General features: G+C 67.5%; 19 protein-coding genes. 12 read left to right on the top strand and 7 right to left on the bottom strand.

Going from position 1 to position 20,747, the window contains the following annotated elements:
- Positions 1-22: 22 nt before the first annotated feature.
- Entirely contained in the window at positions 23-952 is a 930-nt protein-coding gene (locus PV764_RS04720) for a phosphate/phosphite/phosphonate ABC transporter substrate-binding protein (RefSeq protein WP_019182817.1), read from the top strand.
- Entirely contained in the window at positions 949-3,075 is a 2,127-nt protein-coding gene (locus PV764_RS04715; protein ID WP_070425552.1) for a putative bifunctional diguanylate cyclase/phosphodiesterase, read from the top strand. The genes PV764_RS04720 and PV764_RS04715 overlap by 4 nt, the downstream gene beginning before the upstream one ends.
- Here PV764_RS04715 and epmB read toward each other — a convergent pair whose 3' ends face one another.
- The gene (gene epmB / locus PV764_RS04710; RefSeq protein ID WP_284129017.1) at positions 3,076-4,080 is read right to left on the bottom strand and encodes an EF-P beta-lysylation protein EpmB; all 1,005 of its coding nucleotides are present in this window, start codon (positions 4,078-4,080) and stop codon (positions 3,076-3,078) included.
- Between the two features lie 126 nt (positions 4,081-4,206).
- Here epmB and efp point away from each other — a divergent pair, with 126 nt between their 5' ends.
- The 5 genes from efp to PV764_RS04685 all read left to right on the top strand — a co-directional run bounded on the left by efp (position 4,207) and on the right by PV764_RS04685 (position 8,523).
- Positions 4,207-4,776, top strand: coding sequence for an elongation factor P (efp, locus tag PV764_RS04705; RefSeq protein WP_019182820.1), 570 nt, complete (start codon positions 4,207-4,209; stop codon positions 4,774-4,776).
- 253 nt (positions 4,777-5,029) lie between these two features.
- Positions 5,030-6,373, top strand: a complete 1,344-nt coding sequence (locus PV764_RS04700) for a TRZ/ATZ family hydrolase (protein WP_019182821.1) — start codon at positions 5,030-5,032, stop codon at positions 6,371-6,373.
- 16 nt (positions 6,374-6,389) lie between these two features.
- Positions 6,390-7,121 carry a bifunctional 2-polyprenyl-6-hydroxyphenol methylase/3-demethylubiquinol 3-O-methyltransferase UbiG gene (gene ubiG, locus PV764_RS04695; protein ID WP_421116244.1) on the top strand — a complete coding sequence of 244 codons (732 nt, stop codon included), beginning with the start codon at positions 6,390-6,392 and terminating at the stop codon, positions 7,119-7,121.
- Positions 7,114-7,797, top strand: a complete 684-nt coding sequence (locus PV764_RS04690) for a phosphoglycolate phosphatase (protein ID WP_284129020.1) — start codon at positions 7,114-7,116, stop codon at positions 7,795-7,797. The genes ubiG and PV764_RS04690 overlap by 8 nt, the downstream gene beginning before the upstream one ends.
- Before the next feature lie 18 nt (positions 7,798-7,815).
- Positions 7,816-8,523 (top strand): squalene/phytoene synthase family protein, encoded by a 708-nt coding sequence (locus PV764_RS04685; RefSeq protein ID WP_261997019.1) that lies wholly within the window; start codon positions 7,816-7,818, stop codon positions 8,521-8,523.
- Between the two features lie 77 nt (positions 8,524-8,600).
- On the opposite strand, the gene PV764_RS04680 is transcribed toward PV764_RS04685, so the two are convergent.
- Genes PV764_RS04680 through yidD form a run of 3 tightly spaced genes read right to left on the bottom strand, consistent with a single transcriptional unit; the run spans position 8,601 to position 11,047 of the window.
- Positions 8,601-9,443 (bottom strand): M23 family metallopeptidase, encoded by an 843-nt coding sequence (locus PV764_RS04680; protein WP_046273206.1) that lies wholly within the window; start codon positions 9,441-9,443, stop codon positions 8,601-8,603.
- Positions 9,443-10,789, bottom strand: a complete 1,347-nt coding sequence (locus PV764_RS04675; protein WP_046273205.1) for a dihydroorotase — start codon at positions 10,787-10,789, stop codon at positions 9,443-9,445. Before PV764_RS04675 ends, PV764_RS04680 begins: the two co-directional genes overlap by 1 nt.
- The gene (yidD, locus tag PV764_RS04670) at positions 10,790-11,047 is read right to left on the bottom strand and encodes a membrane protein insertion efficiency factor YidD (protein WP_019182827.1); all 258 of its coding nucleotides are present in this window, start codon (positions 11,045-11,047) and stop codon (positions 10,790-10,792) included.
- A gap of 272 nt (positions 11,048-11,319) precedes the next feature.
- On the opposite strand from yidD, the gene dksA reads away from it, so the two are divergent.
- A complete protein-coding gene (dksA, locus tag PV764_RS04665; RefSeq protein WP_046273204.1) occupies positions 11,320-12,591 on the top strand; it encodes an RNA polymerase-binding protein DksA in 1,272 nt (423 codons plus the stop codon).
- Between the two features lie 66 nt (positions 12,592-12,657).
- On the opposite strand, the gene PV764_RS04660 is transcribed toward dksA, so the two are convergent.
- From PV764_RS04660 to cysS, 3 genes are all read right to left on the bottom strand, one after another.
- Positions 12,658-13,911 (bottom strand): MFS transporter, encoded by a 1,254-nt coding sequence (locus tag PV764_RS04660; protein WP_046273203.1) that lies wholly within the window; start codon positions 13,909-13,911, stop codon positions 12,658-12,660.
- Positions 13,908-14,348 (bottom strand): SufE family protein, encoded by a 441-nt coding sequence (locus tag PV764_RS04655; RefSeq protein WP_019182830.1) that lies wholly within the window; start codon positions 14,346-14,348, stop codon positions 13,908-13,910. The genes PV764_RS04660 and PV764_RS04655 overlap by 4 nt, the downstream gene beginning before the upstream one ends.
- Positions 14,349-14,497: 149 nt before the next feature.
- Complete coding sequence (gene cysS, locus PV764_RS04650; protein ID WP_046273202.1) at positions 14,498-15,865, bottom strand: cysteine--tRNA ligase; 1,368 nt, start codon at positions 15,863-15,865, stop codon at positions 14,498-14,500.
- Between the two features lie 255 nt (positions 15,866-16,120).
- Here cysS and PV764_RS04645 point away from each other — a divergent pair, with 255 nt between their 5' ends.
- The 4 genes from PV764_RS04645 to PV764_RS04630 all read left to right on the top strand — a co-directional run bounded on the left by PV764_RS04645 (position 16,121) and on the right by PV764_RS04630 (position 20,675).
- Entirely contained in the window at positions 16,121-16,693 is a 573-nt protein-coding gene (locus PV764_RS04645) for a hypothetical protein (protein ID WP_046273201.1), read from the top strand.
- Between the two features lie 360 nt (positions 16,694-17,053).
- Positions 17,054-18,064, top strand: a complete 1,011-nt coding sequence (locus PV764_RS04640; protein WP_019182833.1) for an N-acetylornithine carbamoyltransferase — start codon at positions 17,054-17,056, stop codon at positions 18,062-18,064.
- A gap of 131 nt (positions 18,065-18,195) precedes the next feature.
- A complete protein-coding gene (locus PV764_RS04635; protein ID WP_046273200.1) occupies positions 18,196-19,389 on the top strand; it encodes an argininosuccinate synthase in 1,194 nt (397 codons plus the stop codon).
- Positions 19,390-19,586: 197 nt separating this feature from the next.
- On the top strand, positions 19,587-20,675 hold the full coding sequence (locus PV764_RS04630) for an acetylornithine deacetylase (RefSeq protein WP_421116243.1): 1,089 nt from the start codon (positions 19,587-19,589) through the stop codon (positions 20,673-20,675).
- Positions 20,676-20,747: the final 72 nt, after the last annotated feature.

Here is a 20,747-nt window from a genome sequence, read left to right as displayed (position 1 = left end):
TCTCGATTCCTTGGGGGGAGTGATGGGCTTGTCGGGACTGCGAAGGCTGCTGCAGAGCGTACTGCTGTGTCTGGCCATCGCCGCGATGACCGGTCCGGCGTTTGCCGGACCCGCCCATGTCCTGGTGCTGGGACGGATCAGCGACGACCCGAGGTCACACTATGCGCAGCTGCAGCCCCTGCTCGATTACGTGATTCCGCGCCTGCACGACGTCGGCATCACCGAAGGCCGGATCCTGATGGCGCGTGATACCCAGCAGATGGGCAGCTACCTGCGCCGCGGCCGCGTGGACTGGGTGACCGAGACCTCCGGCACCGCCGTGGCATTGGGGCTGCGCAGCGGTGCCAGGCCCTTGCTGCTGACCGAACGCAGCGGCGTGCGCGAGTACCACACCGTGTTCTTCGTGCGCCGCGACAGCCCCATCCAGACGCTGGAAGCATTGCGCGGGCACACCCTGGCCCTGCAGAACACGGCCTCCACCAGCGCCTACCTGGTGCCGGTGATGACCCTGTTGCAGCACGGCGAGACACCGGAGATTCTCTCCTCGCTGGGCGATGTCGCCGCCCCGGACACCGTCGGTTACGTCTTCGCGCGCTCGGAGGCGAACATCGCCACCTTCGTGCACAAGGGCCTGGTGGATGCCGGTGCGGTGAGCAGCGTGGACTGGTCTGATGGCAAGCGCATTCCGGCCAACTTCCTGCGTGATTTCCGGGTCATCCATCGCACCGAACCGTATCCGCGTGCGGTGGAGATGGTGCGCGAAGGGCTGGATCCGAAGGTGCGCGACCGGCTGCAGCAGGTGCTGCTGGATGCCGCATCCGATCCCCAGGCGCAGCCGGCATTGAAGACATTTTTTGGTACTTCCGGGTTCCACCGGGTGGATGCGCAGATGCAGCACCGGCTGGATGAATTGAAACAAGGCTTGACGCGCGTGCGGATGGAAGTGGAATGAGTCGCTTGGGTTCGGGAATGCAGGCCCGCTTCGTGCTGGCGATGGGCGGCGCGATGCTGGTCGTGGTGGCGATCGTGGCCGTGGTGCTGGGGCGCCAGGCGACGATGCAGGACGAGGTGCAGCATCTCAGCGGCACGGTCATCCATGACCTGTTCGACCGCAGTGTGCGCAGCCGTGGTGAAGCACTGGCCCGCGAGTTGTCCGATGCGCTGGCCAACCCGCTGTACTACAACGACCTGGAGCAGGTCGGGGCGCTGGTGCGCAACACCTCGCGGCAGCAGGTGGTGCGCTATGTGCTGGTGTTCGACGAGAACGGCAGGCTGATCCACGACGGCACGGTGGACGTGCTGGAGTTCGGCCAGCCGATGACCGACCCGCTCGCCGCCGGTGCCGCCGGCGCGCGCGAGCTGGTGGTCCAGCAGTCGCCCAAGGTGCTCGACAACGCGATGCCGATCATGATCGGCAACCAGCGGATCGGCGGGGTGCGCGTGGGCATGGCGCTGGACGATGTGCAGGCCATGGAGCAGCAGGCCAACCAGACCCTGGGCGACCGCCTGCAGCAGGTCGGCAAGCGCCACCTGGGCTGGCTGCTGCTGATGCTCGGGCTGCTGGTCGGGATTGGTGCGGTGGTGATCATCTACGTGCAGCGCACCCTGGTGACGCCGATCCGCTGGCTGGCCGGGGCGGCGCGCCAGATCGAGGCCGGTGACTACACCCTGCAGATGCCGGAGATCCGGCGCCAGGATGAAGTCGGTGAGCTGATGCGTGCATTCGGTCGGATGAGCCAGGCGATCGCCCGGCACGACCGCGAAGTGCGGCACATGGCCTATACCGATGCCCTGACCGGGCTGACCAACCGGCTGGCATTCCGCGAGGCGCTGGACCACCGGCTGATGGCCGCGCGGGCCTCCGGCCACCGGCTGGGCCTGCTGTTCGCGGACATGGACGACTTCAAGCGCGTCAACGACACGCTCGGCCACGAGGCCGGCGACGAGGCGCTGCTGCAGTTCGCCCAGCGCATCAGCGCGGCGGTGGCCCAGGCCGGTGGGGACGAGGCGCTGTTGGCGCGCTTTGGCGGCGATGAATTCGTGATCCTGATCGGGGAGGGCGATGTCGCTGCCGGGGCCCGCGAACTGGCCGAGATCCTGGTGCGCGAACTGGGCAAGCCGCTGGTGGTGCAGGGCCGGGAGCTGTTCCTGGGCTCCTCGATCGGCGTGACCCTGTTCCCCGATGACGCTGCCGACGCCACCACGCTGCTCAAGAACGGCGACATCGCGATGTACCAGGCCAAGATGGCCGGCAAGAACTGCTACCGCTACTACAGCCGGGCGATGGACCATGCGGTCGAGCGCCGCGTGCACATGGAGCAGGAGCTGCGCGGTGCCTGGGAGCGGGGCGAGCTGCGGCTGGCCTACCAGCCGATCTTCCGCACCCGCGACCGCCGCATGGTCGGCGTGGAAGTGCTGCTGCGCTGGCAGCACCCGACCCTGGGCACGATCCCGCCGTCGGTCTTCATCGAAGTGGCCGAGCAGAGCGGGCTGATCGAAGTGATCGGCCCCAAGGTGCTGCGCGCGGCCTGCACCGAGGCGGTGCAGTGGCCGGTCGGGGGCGATGGGGAAGGGCTGTTCGTTTCGGTCAACGTCTCCCCGCGGCAGTTGCGCGGCGGCGAACTGCCCACGCTGGTCGCCGACTGCCTGCGCGACACCGGCCTGCCGGCCTCGCGGCTGCACCTGGAGCTGACCGAAACGGCGGTGATCGGCGATGAAATGCTGGCCGCCGCCCTGCTGGACAAGCTGCACCGGACCGGCGTGAAGGTGTGGCTGGACGATTTCGGGACCGGTTTCTCCGGCCTGAGCCACCTGCGCCAGGTGCCGGTGGACGGGGTCAAGATCGACAAGAGTTTCGTGGCCGACATGCAGCGCGATGCGGACGACCTGGCCCTGACCACGGCCATCATCGCCATGGCCCATGCCCTGGGGATCACCGTGGTGGCCGAGGGCATCGAGCAGGAAGTGCAGTTCGACCTGCTGGCCCAGCGCGGTTGCGACCTGGCCCAGGGTTACTGGCTCAGCCATCCGGTCAGCGCGACCGATGTGGTGCAGCTGCTCGAATCGGGCAGCTGATCAGACCGGGCGCTTGCTGCTGTCGCCGGAGATCTCGCGGACCAGCTTGGGCACCAGGTAGCCGGACAGGCGCGCAGTGAGCTGCGCATGCAGGTCCTTGGCGGTGTCGTCGGCCACTTCGAAATGGGCCACGCCCTCGACCCGGTCCACCTGGTAGAGGTAATAGGGCAGCACGCCGGCGGCGAAGCTGCGCTCGCTCAGTGCCTGCAGCGCCTGGATCGAATCGTTCACCCCGCGCAACAGCACCGCCTGGTTGAGCAGGGTGGCACCGGCCGCGCGCAGGCGCGCCATCGCGGCATCCACCGACGCATCGAACTCGTTGGCATGGTTGGCATGGATCACGAACGCCACCGGCCACGGCAGCGAGGCGATCCACTGCACCAGTTCGTCATCCACGCGTTCGGGCAGGACTACCGGCAGGCGGCTGTGGATGCGCAGCCGGCGCAGGTGCGGAATCTGCTTCAGCGCCGCGGTCAGCTCGACCAGCTTGTGCGTGGCCAGCGACAGCGGATCGCCCCCGGACAGGATGACCTCATCGATGTCCGGGTCCTGGGCGATCGCGTCCACCGCATCACGCCAGCCCTCGCGGGCGGCGTTTTCGGTGCCGTAGTCGAAATGGCGGCGGAAGCAGTAGCGGCAATTGATCGCACAGCTGCCGGTGGTGACCAGCAGGGCACGGCCGCGGTACTTCTGGATGACCCCGGTGGCCTTCTTGGCCGCACCGTCGCCGACCGCATCCAGGCTGAAGCCGGGCACGACCTTCAGCTCGTCGGTGATCGGCAGGACCTGGCGCAGCAGGGGGTCATGGCGGTCGCCGTGGCGCATCCGGGCCGCGAAGCCCTGCGGTACGCGCACCGCGAACTGGCCGGCCGCCTTATCCGAGACCCCCAGCGCCACCGGATCCAGCCCCAGCTGCCGCAGCAGCTCGCGCGGGTCGCGGATCGCCTCGCGCCACCGTTGCTGCCAGCGGACGGGGGCGGCCAGGGGCGTGGCGGAAAGCTGCATGGAATGGGGGCCTGCGGTTATCATGTGGGTCAGAAATATCGAGTCACCCCACCGGTGTCGGTGGGATTTCCCATTCTATCCGGCTCGCCGCGCCTGCGCGGCGTTTGCCCATTCAGGAGTTTCAGCATGGCCACTGTTGGCATGAACGACGTCAAGAACGGGATGAAGATCCTGGTCAACAATGAACCAGCGGTCATCACCGAGACCGAATACGTCAAGCCGGGCAAGGGCCAGGCCTTCACCCGCATGAAGTACCGCTTCATCAAGTCCGGCCGCGTGGTCGAAATGACCATGAAGGCGACCGATGACGTGGAGAAGGCCGACGTCGTGGATACCAACATGGACTTCATGTACAGCGACGGCGAGTTCTGGCACTTCATGGACCCGGAATCCTTCGAGCAGGTCCAGGCCACCAAGGCCGGCATGGGCGGCGCGGAGAAGTGGCTGAAGGGCGAAGAGTCCTGCATCGTCACCCTCTGGAACGGCGAGCCGATCTTCGTCCAGCCGCCGAACTTCGTCGAGCTGAAGATCACCGAGACCGATCCGGGCGTCCGTGGCGACACCTCGGGCGGCGGCGGCAAGCCGGCCACCCTGGAAACCGGCGCGGTGGTCCGCGTGCCGCTGTTCGTCAACCAGGATGAAATCATCAAGGTCGACACCCGTTCGGGCGAATACTCCGCACGCGCCGGCAAGTAATCCGGCAAAGCCGGATTACGGTAGAGCCGACCGCTGGTCGGCTGCGGGACCGGCCAGTCACCGCACCGGGTAGAGCCGACCGTTGGTGGGCTGCAGTACCGACCGGCCACCGCACCGTGTAGAGCCGACCGTTGGTCGGCTGCGGTACCCACCGGTCACCGCACCCGGTAAAGCCGACCAACGGTCGGCTCTACCCCCCAAGCGTCCCGGTCGCCCACGCCTTCGGGTCGTCCGCCCAGCACAGTGAGCACGCATGACCGACACCGCCCGCATTCCCGAAGCCTGTGACCTGTTGATCGAAGCCGGTTACGTGGTCCCGATCGAACCGCATGCGGTGGTGCTGGAAGACCATGCCGTGGCCGTGCGTGGCAGCGAGATCATCGCGATCCTGCCGCGGGCCGAGGCGCGTGCGCGTTTTGCCCCGAAGCAGACCGTCTCGCGCCCCGATGCGGCGCTGATGCCGGGCCTGGTCAACGCGCACACCCACAACCCGATGACCCTGCTGCGGGGCGTCGCTGACGACCTGCCGTTGATGGTCTGGTTGCAGCAGCACATCTGGCCGGTGGAAGCGGCGGTGATCGGACCGGAATTCGTGGCCGACGGCACCACCCTGGCCATCGCCGAGATGCTGCGCGGCGGCACCACCTGCGCCAACGAGAACTACTTCTTCTCCGACGTCCAGGCCGCCGTCTACAAGCAGCACGGGTTCCGTGCGCTGGTCGGCGCGGTGATCATCGATTTCCCGACTGCCTGGGCCAAGACCGACGACGAGTACTTCGCCAAGGCCGGCGAACTGCACGACCAGTGGCGCAACGATCCGCTGATCGGCACCTCGTTCGCGCCGCATGCGCCGTATACCGTCAACGACGCCAATTTCGAGCGCGTGCGCATGCTGTCCGACCAGCTGGACATGCAGGTCCACCTGCACACGCATGAAACCGCGCAGGAAATCAGCGACTCGCTCAAGCTGCACGGCCAGCGCCCGCTGGCGCGCCTGGACCGGCTGGGCCTGGTCAACGACCGCCTGATCGCCGTGCACATGACCCAGCTGACCGAGGCCGAAATCCACCTGTGCGCCGAGCGCGGCGTGAGCGTGGTGCACTGCCCGGAATCCAACCTCAAGCTGGCCTCCGGCTTCTGCCCGGCGTGCGCGCTGCAGCGTGCGGGCGTGAACCTGGCGATCGGCACCGACGGCTGCGCCAGCAACAACGACCTGGACATGTTCAGCGAGAACCGCACTGCGGCGATCCTGGCCAAGGCCGTCGCCAATGACGCGACCGCGCTGGACGCGGCCACCACGCTGCGTGCGGCCACGCTGGGCGGCGCGCGCGCGCTGGGCTTCGGTGACCGCATCGGCTCGATCGAAGTCGGCAAGCAGGCCGATCTGGTCTGCGTGGACCTGTCCGCACTGGAAACCCAACCGCTGCACCATGTGCTCTCGCAGCTTGTGTATGCCGCCGGCCGCCATCAGGTCAGCGATGTCTGGATCGCCGGCCAGCCCAAGCTGGTCCAGCGCGAACTGGTCGGCATGGACACCGCGGCGATCGTCGCCAACGCGCGCCAGTGGCGCGAGCGTATCCGACACATCCGTGCTTGATGCACCAAGGATCCCCATGAACACCCCCCATGCGTCCACCAATTTCGATCAGGCCGAACTGGACAAGTTCGCCGCCCTCGCCAACCGCTGGTGGGACGTCGACGGCCCGCAGAAGCCGCTGCATGCCCTGAACCCGGTGCGCCTGCAGTACGTCGCCCGGCGCGTGACCCTGCGCGGCGCCCGCGTGCTGGATATCGGCTGCGGTGGCGGCCTGTTCAGCGAAGCGCTGGCCAAGGAAGGCGCGGACGTGACCGCGATCGACCTGGCCCCGGAGCTGGTCAAGGTCGCACGCCTGCACGGGTTGGAGACCGGCGTCACCGTCGACTACCGCGTGCAGGCCGCTGAAGACCTGGCCGCCGAACAGCCGGGCAGCTTCGACGTGGTCACCTGTATGGAAATGCTCGAGCACGTGCCGGACCCGGGCGCGATCATCGCCGCCTGCCACCGCCTGCTCAAGCCCGGCGGCCAGCTGTTCCTCTCCACCGTCAACCGCACCCCGGCCGCGTTCGCCGTGGCGATTGTCGGCGCCGAGTACGTGGCGCGGTTGCTGCCCAAAGGCACGCACCACTACCAGGATTTCATCAAGCCGGCCGAGCTGGGCAAGTGGCTGCGCGAGGCCGATTTCGACCTGCGCGATGTCAGCGGCATGGCCTATGAGCCGTGGCGCAACCGTGCCCGCCTGAGCACGCGCACCGACATCAATTACCTGGCCCACGCGGTCAAGCCGGACGACGTCGCACGTGTCTGAGGCCGGTTTCCCGCCGGCGGTGCTGTTCGATCTGGACGGCACCCTGCTGGACAGCGCGCCGGACATGCTGGCCACCGCCAATGCGATGCTGGCCGCCCGCGGGCGCGCGCCGATCACCCTGGACGCGCTGCGCCCGGTGGTCTCCAAAGGCTCGCGTGCGATGGTCTCGGTGGCGTTCCCCGCGCTGGGGCAGGTCGAGCGCGATGCGCTGGTGCCGGAGTTCCTGGAGCGCTACGAAGGCCTGATCGGCCAGCACGCCGTGTTGTTCGACGGCATCGCCGGCATGCTCGAGGCGCTTGATGCGGCCGGCTGTGCCTGGGGCATCGTCACCAACAAGCCCGAATACCTGGCCCGGCTGATCGTGCCGCAGCTGGGCTGGGAACAGCGCTGCAAGGTGCTGATCGGCGGCGATACCCTGGCCCAGCGCAAGCCGCATCCGCTGCCGCTGCTGATCGCCGCCGAACGCATGGGCATCGCCCCGGGCACCTGTGTCTATGTGGGCGATGACGAGCGCGACATCGTCGCCGCCAACGCCGCCGGCATGGCCTCGGTCGCCGCGTTGTGGGGCTACCGGCTGGACGCCGACGATCCGCTGGCGTGGGGTGCCGATACCCTCGTCGCACTGCCCGAACACCTGCAACATGCCAAGGCGTGGCCGCTTCCGCGCACGCTCTAGCCTTTCAAGGAATACATCGTGAGTACTTCCAGCGCCCTGGACAGTTTCCTGGACAAGTGGCGGACCCGCTGGCCCGAGTGGCAGGTGGCCGAACGCTTCGTTCCCGAGCGCCAGCGCACCCTGGTGGTGGCGTGGTTCTCGCTGCTGCAGGAGTTCGACGACATCCTCAACACCGCCGGCGACCCGATGCCCTCCGACGCCAAGCTGGCGTGGTGGGGCGAGGAACTGCGCAGCTGGTCCGTGCAGCGCTCGCGCCATCCGCTCGGCCGGGTGCTCGAGCCGGTCCGCGCGCCGTGGGCGCAGCTGGCAGATACCCTGCCGGACCTGATCGAAGCGCGCGCGGTACCGGTTGATCCGGCCCAGGCGCTGCGGTCATTGCAGGCCTATGCGGCCGCAGTGGCCGCGGTGGAAGCGGTGATGTTCCAGACGCCGGCGCGTGGCGATGTCGCCACCCCGGTGCTGGTGCAGACCCTGGCCCAGCGCCTGCACGAGAGTGGCGTCGCGGCCATTCCGCGTTCGCTGCTGGCCGAGGACGACAGCGCCGCGCCACGCCGGTGGGCGCAGCAGCTGCTGGCGAAGTGGCCGGCCCGGGTCGCAGGCCCGCGCCCGCGCCGTCTATACGCCGCCTTGGCGCGCGCCCGGCAGAAGACCTGGGCGCAGGACCGCCAGTACCAGGCCACGCCGATGCGTACGCTGTGGCTGGCCTGGTGGGCGGCGCGCGGCTGACTGTTTCTGGCGGGTGCGGACCTTGGTCCGCACGCTCTGTGCGATCGTGCCGACCAGGATCAGCACCCACCACAGCGTTACTTCCGTTCCAGCACCAGCAGCGGATCGATGCGGGTATCGAACCAGTTCATGCCCCAATGCAGGTGCGGCCCGGTCGCGCGGCCGGTCGCGCCCACGGCGGCAATCACCTGACCCTGTTCAACGCGGTCGCCGACCTTCACGTCGATACGCGACAGGTGCAGGAAGTTCGAGCTGATCCCGAAGCCGTGATCGAGCAGCAGCGTGCCACCGGTCAGATACAGGTCGGGGCCGGCGAAGGTGACCACGCCCGCCGCCGGTGCCTTCACCGGGGTGCCGGTCGGCACCGCGATGTCCATGCCCGAATGGCCTGAGCCGGGTTGCCCGTTGTAGACGCGCGCATTGCCGAAGCGGCCGCTGATCCGGCCCTGGACCGGCCAGATGAAGGCCTGCGCGAAGTCCGCGCGGTTGTCATCGCGGGCACGCGCGGCGGTGACCTGGGCCTGCTCACGCTTGATCCGCTCGGCGATCGCAGGGGGTGGATTGACCGTTTTCGGCGGCACGCCGTTGACCCGCTCGGTCGGCCAGTCACGCGGGGTGACCGCAATGCTGACCGTCTCGCTGCCGCCGTCCGGGGGCTTCACCTGCACCTGCAGCGGGCCCTTCTCATCGCGGCCGATGCCGAACACCACGCTGCCGTACCCGCTCACGCGCAGGGTGCGGCCGCCGTACTGCACGACGCTGCCGGCCGGCACCTTGCCGATCACCATCGCGCCCTGCGAGGCACTGGCCGGGAACACCACGCGCGCCTCGGCCTGGGCCATGACGGGCGAGGGCAGCAGACTGCCCATCGCCGCGACGCCGGCGGCCGCCAGGGCCGCACTCAGCAACCGTGCCCGCATCAGCGGTCGAAGCTCATGCGCTGGCCATTCGGCGAGCCCACCAGCTTCTCGCCATCCCATGCCAACTGCCCGTTGACCCAGGTCGAGGCGATGCGCGAGCGGAAGGTGGTGCCCTCGAAGGGCGACCAGCCGCACTTGGAGAGCACGTCTTCACGCTTGACGGTGAAGGGCACGTCTTCGACCAGCACCAGATCGGCAAAGTAGCCCTCGCGCAGGTAACCGCGCTGGCTGACGTCGAACAGCTGCGCCGGGGCATGCGCGAACTTCTGCACGACCTGGGTGATCTCCAGTTTGCCTTCGTGCACCAGCTCCAGCGCGGCCACGAGCGCGTACTGCACCAGCGGCAGGCCGGACGGCGCCTGTGCGTAGGGCTTCTGCTTCTCTTCCCAGGTGTGCGGCGCGTGATCGGTGGCGAGCACGTCGATCACGTCATCGGCCACGGCGCGGGTCAGCGCCTCGCGGTCGCTGGCTTCCTTGATCGCCGGGTTGCACTTGATCAGGTTGCCCAGGCGCGCGTAATCGCTGCGGTCAAAGCGCAGGAAATGGATGCAGGTTTCGGCGGTGATCTGCTTGCGGCTGCCATCGGCGCGGATCAGCGGGCCACGTTCGAACAGGGCCAGCTCATCGGCGGTGGAGATGTGCAGCACGTGCAGGCGGGTGCCGTGCTTCTTCGCCAGCGACACGGCCAGCTCGGAGGACTTCAGGCAGGCCTCGCGCGAGCGGATGTCCGGGTGCTGCTCGGCACTGAGGGCATCGCCGTACTTCTCGGCGTACTCCTTGGCCTTGGCGTCGATCATCGGCGTGTCTTCGCAGTGCGTGATGATCGGCGTGGGCGCATCGCGGAAGATCGCATCGAGCGTTTCCGGGTTGTCGACCAGCATGTTGCCGGTGGAGGCCCCCATGAAGACCTTGATGCCCGGCGCCGTCTTGGGGTCCAGCGACTGGATGTGGGCCAGGTTGTCGTTGCTGGCGCCCATGTAGAAGCCGTAGTTGGCGCGCGCACGGCCGGCGGCGGCATCGTACTTGGCCTGCAGGATCTCGGCATTGAGCGTGGGCGGGTTGGTGTTGGGCATGTCCATGAAGCTGGTCAGGCCCCCGGCGACGGCCGCGGCCGATTCGGTCGCGATGTCGCCCTTGTGGGTCAGGCCGGGCTCACGGAAATGGACCTGGTCGTCGATCATGCCGGGCAGCAGCCAGCGGCCGGCGGCATCGACCACGGTTTCGCCCGGACGGGCGTCCAGGCCGGGGCCGATCTGCGCGATGCGGCCATCTTCGATGCGCAGGTCGCCCTGGGTGATGGTGCCTTCGTTGACCAGGCGGGCGTTGACGATGAGCGTGGAGGACATTCAGTGTTTTCCTGTGCAGCGGCAGGCGGCGTCGTGCGCGGCACGCGGCGGCACCTCGTCGATACCGCCGGGATGGAAGGGATGGCAGCGGCCCAGCCGGCGCGCGGCCAGCCAGCTGCCGCGCGCGGGGCCATGGGTGGCGATGGCTTGCATGGCGTATTCAGAACAGCTGGGCATGAAGCGGCAACGCGGCCCCAGCAGCGGGCTGATGAAGCGCTTGTAGAAGCGCAGCAGGGCGATGAGCAGGCGTGAGATCACCCCCCAATCTTATTCCAGTTGGCATGAAGGCCGCATTTGTCGCAGGATGGGGCGTTGGACCCGTCCGCACCCACGCGCGCGACGGGCCGCCCCGGCGGTGTCGCCGGGTCAGGTACCGAACTGCGCACGTCGGCCCGCCAGCCAGGTGGACCGGTCGCACGCCTTGCGACTCCGGGGCTGAACGGAGTAGGCGGTGTGGTTGCTGCTGCTGGTCGGGTAGGCTATAAAGGCCCGCTTTCCCGGGCCCCGGGGAATCCAAGGAAGAGCGTTTCGTGGCTGCTAAAAAAACTGCAAAGAAGGCCGTCAAGGCCGCCAAGAAAACCGCCAAGCCTGTTGTAAAGAAGTTGGCGGCCAAGTCCGTTGCCAAGAAGCCGGCCGCCAAGCCGGCGGGCAAGCCTGCATCCAAACAACCGGCTGCCAGGACGGCACCCGTCAAGAAGGCGGCCAGCAAGTCGCCCGCCAAAGCCGTCAAGAAGGCGGTCGCCAAGAAGCCTGCTGCCAAGACGGTGGTGGCCAGGAAGACCGTCGCCAAGAAGGTCGTTGCCAAGAAGTCGACGGTCGCCAAGCCGGTTGCCACGCCCGCCAAGCGCGCGGCGGGCAAGCCGGTGAGCAAGGCGCCCGTCAAGAAAACCGCTGCCAGCAAGACGGCGGCCAAGAAGACCGTGACGCCTGCTGCCGCCAGACCGGCATCCAAGCCGGCACCGGCGAAGAAGACCGCGGTCAAGCAGGCACCGGCCACGCCGGTGAAGGCCAGCAAGACCGCCAGCAAGCCCGTGGCATCCAAGCCGGCCGCCAAGCCGGTTGCAGCACCCGTAGTGAAGTCCGCACCGAAGCCGGCACCGCCGGCCCCGGCCAAGTCTGTCCCGGCCAAGAGCGCGGCCAAACCTGTCACCCCTCCGGCCTCCGCGCCGGCGCCGGTCGCAGCCGCCCCCGCCTCCAAGGCCCCGCAAAACAAGAATCCCGTGCCCGTTTCGAAATCGCCTGCAAAAACCCCCGCCAAGTCCGAGTCCGCCCCCAAGCCCGTGTCCCGCCCGGTCGGCAAGGTCGCCGTTGCCGTGGCAGCGCGTTCGGCCGCCCCGGCCCCGCGCACCAAGGTGAAGGTGGTGGAATACAAGACTGACGAAGCCACCGGTCGTCCGATCCTGCCCGACGGTTACAAGCCGAGCGCGGAAGAGGAATACATGAGCCCGCTGCAGCTGGAGTACTTCCGCCAGCGCCTGCAGCACTGGCGCAATGATCTGGTCGAGGAATCCAAGCAGACCATCGCGAATCTGCAGGAAGAAGTGCGTGACATCGGCGATGAGGCCGAGCGCGCCACCCGCGAGACCGAGAACTCGCTGGAACTGCGTACCCGTGATCGTTACCGCAAGCTGATCGGCAAGATCAACAGCACGCTGAAGCGTCTGGAAGACGGTGACTACGGTTTCTGCGTGGATACCGGCGAAGAGATCGGTCTGGATCGTCTGGAAGCCCGTTTGACCGCTGAGCGCACGATCGATGCGCAGGAGCGTTGGGAGCACCTGCAGAAGCAGCAGGGCGACTGATCGCGCTGTTGGTTGTGCTGTTCTACGAAAAACCCGGCTTCGGCCGGGTTTTTTTTGGCCAAATCCTCAATGCAGATCGCGCAGATTCAACCGCCGCAGCGTCGGATTCTTCCAGGCCGTGATCCCGGCCACGCTCAACACCGCAAAGCCGCCCAGCACCACCGCCGGGACCAGCCCCAGCAGCTTCGCCATCGTGCCCGCATAGAACGCGCCCAGCTCATTGGACGAACTGATGAAAATGCCATTGATCGACGAGACCCGCCCGCGCATCTCCTCCGGCGTCGCCAACTGCAGAATCGTCGAACGCACCACCACCGAGACACCATCGAAGGCACCGTAGAACAGCAGGATCGCCGCCGACAACCAGAAATTCGACGACAACCCGAACCCGATCACGCACAGCCCGAAACCGGCCACCGCGAACAACAGCACGCGCCCTGCATTGCGCTGCAACGGGCGACGCGCCAGCCACAGCCCCACGCATACCGAGCCCAGCGCCGGCGCCGCACGCAGCACGCCCAGGCCTTCCGGGCCGTGGTGGAGGATCTCGTGCAGGAACGCCGGCAGCATCGCCACCACCCCGCCGAGCAGCACCGAGAACATGTCCAGCGCCATCGCCCCGACCATGATCCGGTTGCCCAGCACGAAGCGGCCGCCCTCGGCGATGCTCTTGAAGATCGGCGCCGCCGGGCCCGTATGCACCGGCTCGGAGACACGCAGCGCCGCCAGGCAGCCCAGCGCGATCAGCGACACGCCGACCGCCACGCCGTAGGCCACCCCCTTGCCGCCCCAGGCCACCAGTACGCCGCCCAGCGCGGGGCCGGCCACCATGCCCGCCTGGAACACCACCGCGCCCAGGCCAGCGCCGCGCGCGTACTGGGTGCGCTCCAGCACACGGGCGAACAGCGCGTTGTAGATCGGCGAGAGGAACGCGCGGACCATGCCGGTCAGTGCGATCGCCGCGTAGATCGGCCACACCCCGTGGAACGGCAGCCAACCCTGGGCCACCGCGGTCAGCACCAGCGCGGTCATCACCAGCCCGCTGCAGGCGACCATGCCCAGCCGGCGGCGGGGCAGGTGGTCGACCAGGTAGCCGGCAAATGGCGCCACGCAGAAGAATGGCAGTACCTCGGCCAGGCCGATCAGGCCCAGCGAGAACGGATTGCGGGTGACTTCGTAGATATGCCAACCGACCGTCACCGCGACGATCTGGTAGGAGAGCATCGCGAAGATGCGATACGCCAGCACCAGCGAAAAGCCCGGGCGGGCCAGCAGTTGCAGGGCGCTGTCGGGCTCCTGCGGATCGGCGGAGAGCGTCACGACTGCGCTTGCGCGGTGTCGCGGATGAAGGCCAGCATCGCCGCCACGCCGTTGCTGCGGGTCGGCGAGAGGTGACGCGACAGCCCGATGTCCTGGATGTAGCTTGGCTCGGTGGCCAGGATCTCGGCAGCGGAACGGCCCGAGTACACGCGCAGGGCCAGGTAGATCAGCCCGGAGACGATCGCCGAATCACTGATCGCGTGGAAGCGCAGGGCCTCGGCGTTGCCCTCCGGCACGATCCAGACCATGGACTGGCAACCGAGCAGGCGGTGCGCTTCGGTTTTCCATTCTTCCGGGAAGGCGGGCAGCTTGCGGCCCAGGTCGATCAGGTACTGGTAGCGCTCGGACCAGTCACCGAAGAACGCGAATTCCTCGGCGATGGCAGCCTGGGCTTCGGCGGCGGTGGGTTCGAGCGGGAACGGGGAGGTGGGGGTCATGGGGGCTCCGGGTCGGTGTTCGCCGTCCGTGGGTGACCGTGCGTTTGCGGGGGAAGCAGCCTGGCCGTCCGTGGCCGGGCCTGTGTCGTGGCAACGCCCGGCGGACCGGGCAGTGTCTGGCAGCGCCCGACGGTCAGCCGGGCGGTCGTTCAGCGTCTGCGCGACCAGCGCACGCCCTGGGCGGTGTCTTCCAGCACGATGCCTTCGGCGGCCAGCTGGTCACGGATCGCATCGGCGCGGGCGAAGTCACGCGCCTGCTTGGCGGCGGCGCGTTCGTCGATCAGGGCCTGGATGGTTGCATCGTCATCGGTGCCGCCTGCAGTACCGAACCAGGCGGCCGGCGCCTGCTGCAGCAGGCCCAGTGCCAGACCGGCGCCGAGCAGGGCGGATTTCCAGTGCGCCTTGTCGGCGTCGCCGGCCCTGCGTGCCTCGCCGGCGATGCGGGCCAGCTCGGCCAGTGCCTGCGGCGTGTTGAGGTCGTCATCCAGCGCGGCCTCGATCTCGGCTGGAATCACCGCAGCGGCCTCCACGTCGACCAGGTCGCGCAGGGTGCCGTACAGGCGGTCCAGCGTACGCACCGACTGCTCGATCAGCGCGTCGGACCAGTCCAGCGGCTGGCGGTAGTGGGCCGACAGCAGCGCATAGCGCAGCGCCTCGGGGGCATGCTGGCGGACCAGGTCGTGCACGCGCTCGATGTTGCCGATCGACTTGCTCATCTTGGCGCCGCCGAAGTTGAGCATGCCGTTGTGCAGCCAGAACCGGGCGAACGTCTGCCCGCCGTGCGCGCACTCGCTCTGCGCGATCTCGTTCTCATGGTGCGGGAACTGCAGGTCGACGCCGCCGGCATGGATGTCGATGGTCGGCCCCAGATGCGCGGCGGCCATCGCCGAGCACTCGATGTGCCAGCCCGGGCGGCCACGGCCCCACGGCGATGCCCAGCCCGGCAGGTCGTCGCTGGAGGGCTTCCACAGCACGAAGTCGCCCGGGTCGCGCTTGTACGGCGCCACGTCGACGCGCGCGCCGGCCAGCATCTCGTCCGGGTCGCGGCGCGAGAGCTTGCCGTAATCGGCGTAGGAGCTCACCGAGAACAGCACATGGCCTTCGGCCGCATACGCGTGGCCGTTGGCGATCAACTGCTCGATCATCGTGATGATGTGTGGGATATGCGCGGTGGCTTCCGGCTCGATGTCCGGCGGGACCACGCCCAGCGCGGCCATGTCCTCGCGGTAGGCGGCGGCGAAGCGGTCGGTGATGGTGCTGATCGGGACCTGCTGCTCGCGCGCGGCCGTGTTGATCTTGTCATCCACGTCGGTGATGTTGCGGGCATAGCGCAGGCCGCCGAAACGGCGCCGCAGCAGGTCGGCCAGCACCCCGAACACCACCGGGCCACGGGCGTTGCCGATGTGGACGTAGTTGTAGACGGTGGGGCCGCACACATACAGGGTCGGACAGGTCGGATCGAGCGGGGTGAACGGTTCGAGCTGGCGTGTCAGGTTGTTGTGCAGGCGCAGGGTCATGAGGGTCGGGAGCGGGGGTAAGCGGTCGATTTTAGAACGTGTCGGGGCCTTTGGGGGGATGCGGGGCAGGGCATGCAGGCGTTCGCGTCACCACGGCCGCTGGCTGAAGGCTTCAGCCGATCGGCCCCGTGGAGGCGCGCCCCGGGGCCGCGTCTGGGCCCGGCCTATGGGCATACGCGTCACGGAAGGGTAATGTTCAGCCCCTTGTGCCTGGCACTGCCTAAACTATCCCCCTTGTCCTTTTCCTTGTTGCCAATGAAATCCGCTTCGTTGTTGACGCTGGTCTGCCTGCTCGGAAGTGCCGCCTTCGGGGCGTGCGCCCAGGACGGTGAGGTGCGCAACCGGGTGGTGATCGTGGAGAACGTCAAGTTCGACTACGCCCAGGTGCTCAACGTGGAGCCGGTCTTCCAGACCCTGCGCGCCACGCGTACCGAGGAGCACTGCGAGCCGGTCTCCACCCGCACGCTGGCTCCGGTCAACGTCACCGGCGAAGAGCCGCAGGAAGACAAGGGTCGTTTGGGACGTTTCATGGATTCGGTGCGCTCGATCTTCCGCCGCGAAGATGGCAGCACCGATGAGAGTGGCTATTCGGAAACCGTCGTGGTGGAGGCCGCGCCGGCCAATACCGGTCCACTGCTGACCCGGGACTGCAAGATCATTCCGGTGGGCCGTGAGTTCCGCCGCCCGATCGCCTATGACGTGGACTACGTCTACAAGGGCACCAAGTACCGCTCGCGCCTGCCCGAAGACCCGGGCAACCGGCTCAAGATCCGGGTCTCGATCACCCCCTGGGTCGGCAATGAACAGGCCGGCGGCGCCAATCCGTGACCCCTCCCGTCGCCCCATCGGCGACACCTTCAACCTGAATTTCCATTCAGGCCTTGCACCCACCCCGGGTGCATGCAAAGATGGGCGGCCATGAAACTCACCGACTTCCAGCACGACACCAGTGCCGCCCGTATGGCTACGGGCATGACGTCGCGTGCCCGCCGACCGGAACCCCACATTTTCGCTGGGTAACCGGAGCTTCGTGCTGTCTGTTCGGAAAACCCAGCCCCCGCGCTGGGTTTTTTCGTTTCTGCGATCTGAAAAGTTTCATCTGTATGTTTTTTGTTGAGCCCTGACCGCGCCCCGGCGCCCCCAACCTCCGCCGGAAACGGTGGAAAACCAGCCGCAAAGGATCGATCGATGTCCCTGAAGCACTTCCTGAACACCCAGGACTGGAGCCGCACCGACCTGGATGCCCTGCTGACCCAGGCCGCGCTGTTCAAGCGCAACAAGCTGGGCGACGAGCTCAAGGGCAAGTCGATTGCCCTGGTGTTCTTCAACCCCTCCATGCGTACCCGCACCAGCTTCGAGCTGGGCGCGTTCCAGCTGGGCGGCCACGCGATCGTGCTGCAGCCGGGCAAGGATGCCTGGCCGATCGAGTTCAACCTGGGCACGGTGATGGACGGGGATACCGAAGAGCACATCGCCGAAGTGGCCAGGGTGCTGGGCCGCTACGTCGACCTGATCGGCGTGCGCGCGTTCCCGAAGTTCATCGACTGGACCAAGGACCGCGAAGACGAAGTGCTCAAGAGCTTCGCCAAGTACTCGCCGGTGCCGGTGATCAACATGGAAACCATCACCCACCCGTGCCAGGAACTGGCCCATGTGATGGCGCTGCAGGAACACTTCGGCACCCAGGACCTGCGCGGCAAGAAGTATGTGTTGACCTGGACCTACCATCCCAAGCCGCTGAACACTGCCGTGGCCAACTCGGCGCTGACCATCGCCACCCGCATGGGCATGGACGTGACCCTGCTGTGCCCGACCCCGGATTACATCCTGGATGAGCGCTACATGGGCTGGGCCGAGCAGAACGTGGCCGAGAGCGGTGGTTCGCTGCAGGTGAGCCATGACATCGCCAGCGCCTACGCCGGCGCCGATGTCGTCTACGCCAAGAGCTGGGGCGCGCTGCCGTTCTTCGGCAACTGGGAGCCGGAGAAGCCGATCCGCGACCAGTACAAGCACTTCATCGTGGACGAAGCCAAGATGGCGCTGACCAACAACGGTGTCTTCAGCCACTGCCTGCCGCTGCGTCGCAACGTGAAGGCGACCGACGGCGTGATGGATTCTGCGCAGTGCATCGCGATCAACGAAGCCGAGAACCGCCTGCATGTGCAGAAGGCGATCATGTCGGCGCTGGCAGGACGATAAGCAGCACGGCGGCCGTAGAGCCACGCCATGCGTGGCTTCGCGGCGCCCAACGAATAGCAGCCACGCATGGCGTGGCTCTACCGCCTCGAAAAACGCATTCCACATTGCATTCCTACTTGGACCTGACCCCCATGAGCAAGAAAGACATCGTCCTGGCCTTCTCCGGCGGACTCGACACCAGCTTCTGCGTGCCCTACCTGCAGGAGCGCGGTTACAACGTGCACACCGTGTTCGCCGATACCGGCGGCGTGGATGACGAAGAGCGCGATTTCATCGAAAAGCGTGCCGCCGAACTGGGCGTCACCAGCCACGTCACCGTCGACGGCGGTCCGGCCATCTGGAGCGGTTTCGTCAAGCCGTTCGTGTGGGCCGGTGAGGGCTACCAGGGCCAGTACCCGCTGCTGGTCTCGGATCGTTACCTGATCGTGGACGCCGCGCTCAAGCGCGCCGCCGAACTGGGCACCAACACCATCGCCCACGGCTGCACCGGCATGGGCAACGACCAGGTCCGCTTCGACCTGGCCGTGAAGGCACTGGGCGACTACCAGATCGTCGCCCCGATCCGCGAGATCCAGAAAGAACACACCCAGACCCGCGCCTACGAGCAGAAGTACCTGGAAGAGCGCGGGTTCGGCGTGCGGGCCAAGCAGCAGGCCTACACCATCAACGAGAACCTGCTCGGCCTGACCATGTCCGGCGGCGAGATCGACCGTTGGGAAGCCCCGGGCGAGGGTGCCCGCGGCTGGTGCGCACCGCGCAGCGAATGGCCGGAACAGGCCCTGACGGTCACCCTGAAGTTCGTCGAAGGCGAAGCGGTCGAGCTGGACGGCAAGGCGCTGCCGGGTGAGCAGATCCTGGCCAAGCTCAACAAGCTGTTCGCCCCGTACGGCGTGGGCCGTGGCGTGTACACCGGCGACACCGTGATCGGCCTGAAGGGCCGCATCGTGTTCGAAGCGCCGGGCCTGGTGTCGCTGCTGGCCGCGCACCGCGCGCTGGAAGATGCCGTGCTGACCAAGCAGCAGAACCGCTTCAAGCCGGACGTGGCGCGCAAGTGGGTGGAGCTGGTGTACGAAGGCTTCTACCACGACCCGCTGAAGACCGACATCGAGGCCTTCCTGAAGTCCTCGCAGGCCAAGGTCAACGGCGAAGTGGTACTGGAAACCCGTGGTGGCCGTGTGGACGCCGTTGCGGTGAAGTCGCCGCACCTGCTCAACACCAAGGGTGCTACGTATGCGCAGTCGGCCGACTGGGGCGTGGAAGAAGCGGAAGGCTTCATCAAGCTGTTCGGCATGAGCTCCACCCTGTACGCGCAGGTGAACCGCTAAGGCGATGCACCGGGGTGCCGGCCCCTGGCCGGCGCCTCGCAACGCCGATGGATGGTAGTGCCGGCCGCTGGCCGGCGCCTCGCAACGCCGATCGATGGTAGTGCCGGCCGCTGGCCGGCGCGTGGCACGGCTGGATCATTGCAGAGCCGGCCAGCGGCCGGCACTACCGATGTTGAACTCTACGGATACTCAGACACATGCTTGAACAGACACTCGATCACCTGCAGCAGCTCGTGTCCTTCGACACGCGCAACCCGCCGCGTGCGATCACCACTGGCGGCATCTTCGATTACCTGCGTGCGAACCTGCCCGGGTTCACCGTGGAGGTGATCGACCATGGTGACGGTGCGGTCAGCCTGTATGCGGTGCGTGGCACGCCGAAGTATCTGTTCAACGTGCACCTGGATACCGTGCCGGACTCGCCGCATTGGACGTCCGACCCGCACGTGATGCGGCGCGCCGAGGACCGCGTGATCGGCCTGGGCGTGTGCGACATCAAGGGCGCTGCGGCGGCCCTGGTGGCCGCGGCCAACGCCAGCGATGGCGATGCCGCGTTCCTGTTCTCCAGCGACGAGGAGGCCAACGACCCGCGTTGCATCGCCGCCTTCCTCGCCCGGGGCATTCCGTACGAAGCGGTGCTGGTCGCCGAGCCCACGATGAGCGAAGCGGTGCTCGCGCACCGTGGGATCAGCTCGGTGCTGATGCAGTTCACCGGCCGGGCCGGGCATGCCTCGGGCAAGCAGGATGCGGCCGCCAGTGCCTTGCACCAGGCGATGCGCTGGGGCAACCGCGCGCTGGACCACGTCGAGTCGCTGTCGCACGCGCGCTTTGGCGGGCTGACCGGCCTGCGCTTCAACATCGGGCGCGTGGAAGGCGGCATCAAGGCCAACATGATCGCACCCGCGGCCGAAGTGCGTTTCGGCTTCCGCCCGCTACCGTCGATGGATATCGATGCGCTGCTGGCCACCTTTGCCGGTTTTGCCGAACCGGAGGCCGCGGTGTTCACCGAGACCTTCCGCGGGCCGAGTTTCCCGGCCGGCGATATTGCCGAAGCAGAAAATCGCCGTCTGGCTGCGCGTGACGTGGCCGATGCCTTGGATATCCCGATCGGCAACGCGGTGGATTTCTGGACCGAGGCCTCGCTGTTTTCGGCCGGCGGTTACACCACGCTGGTGTACGGCCCGGGCGACATCGCCCAGGCCCACACCGCCGATGAGTTCGTGACGCTGGAGCAGCTGCAGCGTTACACCGAGTCCGTGCACCGCATCATCGCGCACGGCGCCTGATCGAATGACGCCGTCGTGGTCCCCCACTGACGGAATTCCCATCGCGGCTGCGGCCGCCTGCGACGATATCGA

The organism is Stenotrophomonas sp. AS1 (assembly GCF_048957655.1).
Classification (GTDB): domain Bacteria; phylum Pseudomonadota; class Gammaproteobacteria; order Xanthomonadales; family Xanthomonadaceae; genus Stenotrophomonas; species Stenotrophomonas bentonitica_A.
The sequence above is the reverse complement of the archived record's forward strand: the minus strand, read 5'-3'. Positions and strand labels throughout refer to the sequence as shown.

Excerpts from the sequence above, each read along its gene's own strand:
- PV764_RS04720 (WP_019182817.1), top strand. The coding sequence starts at position 23 with ATGGGCTTGTCGGGACTGCGAAGGCTGCTGCAGAGCGTACTGCTGTGT.
- PV764_RS04715 (WP_070425552.1), top strand. The coding sequence starts at position 949 with ATGAGTCGCTTGGGTTCGGGAATGCAGGCCCGCTTCGTGCTGGCGATG.
- epmB (WP_284129017.1), bottom strand. The coding sequence starts at position 4,080 with ATGCAGCTTTCCGCCACGCCCCTGGCCGCCCCCGTCCGCTGGCAGCAA.
- efp (WP_019182820.1), top strand. The coding sequence starts at position 4,207 with ATGGCCACTGTTGGCATGAACGACGTCAAGAACGGGATGAAGATCCTG.
- PV764_RS04700 (WP_019182821.1), top strand. The coding sequence starts at position 5,030 with ATGACCGACACCGCCCGCATTCCCGAAGCCTGTGACCTGTTGATCGAA.
- ubiG (WP_421116244.1), top strand. The coding sequence starts at position 6,390 with ATGAACACCCCCCATGCGTCCACCAATTTCGATCAGGCCGAACTGGAC.
- PV764_RS04680 (WP_046273206.1), bottom strand. The coding sequence starts at position 9,443 with ATGCGGGCACGGTTGCTGAGTGCGGCCCTGGCGGCCGCCGGCGTCGCG.
- PV764_RS04675 (WP_046273205.1), bottom strand. The coding sequence starts at position 10,789 with ATGTCCTCCACGCTCATCGTCAACGCCCGCCTGGTCAACGAAGGCACC.
- PV764_RS04655 (WP_019182830.1), bottom strand. The coding sequence starts at position 14,348 with ATGACCCCCACCTCCCCGTTCCCGCTCGAACCCACCGCCGCCGAAGCC.
- cysS (WP_046273202.1), bottom strand. The coding sequence starts at position 15,865 with ATGACCCTGCGCCTGCACAACAACCTGACACGCCAGCTCGAACCGTTC.
- PV764_RS04645 (WP_046273201.1), top strand. The coding sequence starts at position 16,121 with ATGAAATCCGCTTCGTTGTTGACGCTGGTCTGCCTGCTCGGAAGTGCC.
- PV764_RS04640 (WP_019182833.1), top strand. The coding sequence starts at position 17,054 with ATGTCCCTGAAGCACTTCCTGAACACCCAGGACTGGAGCCGCACCGAC.
- PV764_RS04635 (WP_046273200.1), top strand. The coding sequence starts at position 18,196 with ATGAGCAAGAAAGACATCGTCCTGGCCTTCTCCGGCGGACTCGACACC.
- PV764_RS04630 (WP_421116243.1), top strand. The coding sequence starts at position 19,587 with ATGCTTGAACAGACACTCGATCACCTGCAGCAGCTCGTGTCCTTCGAC.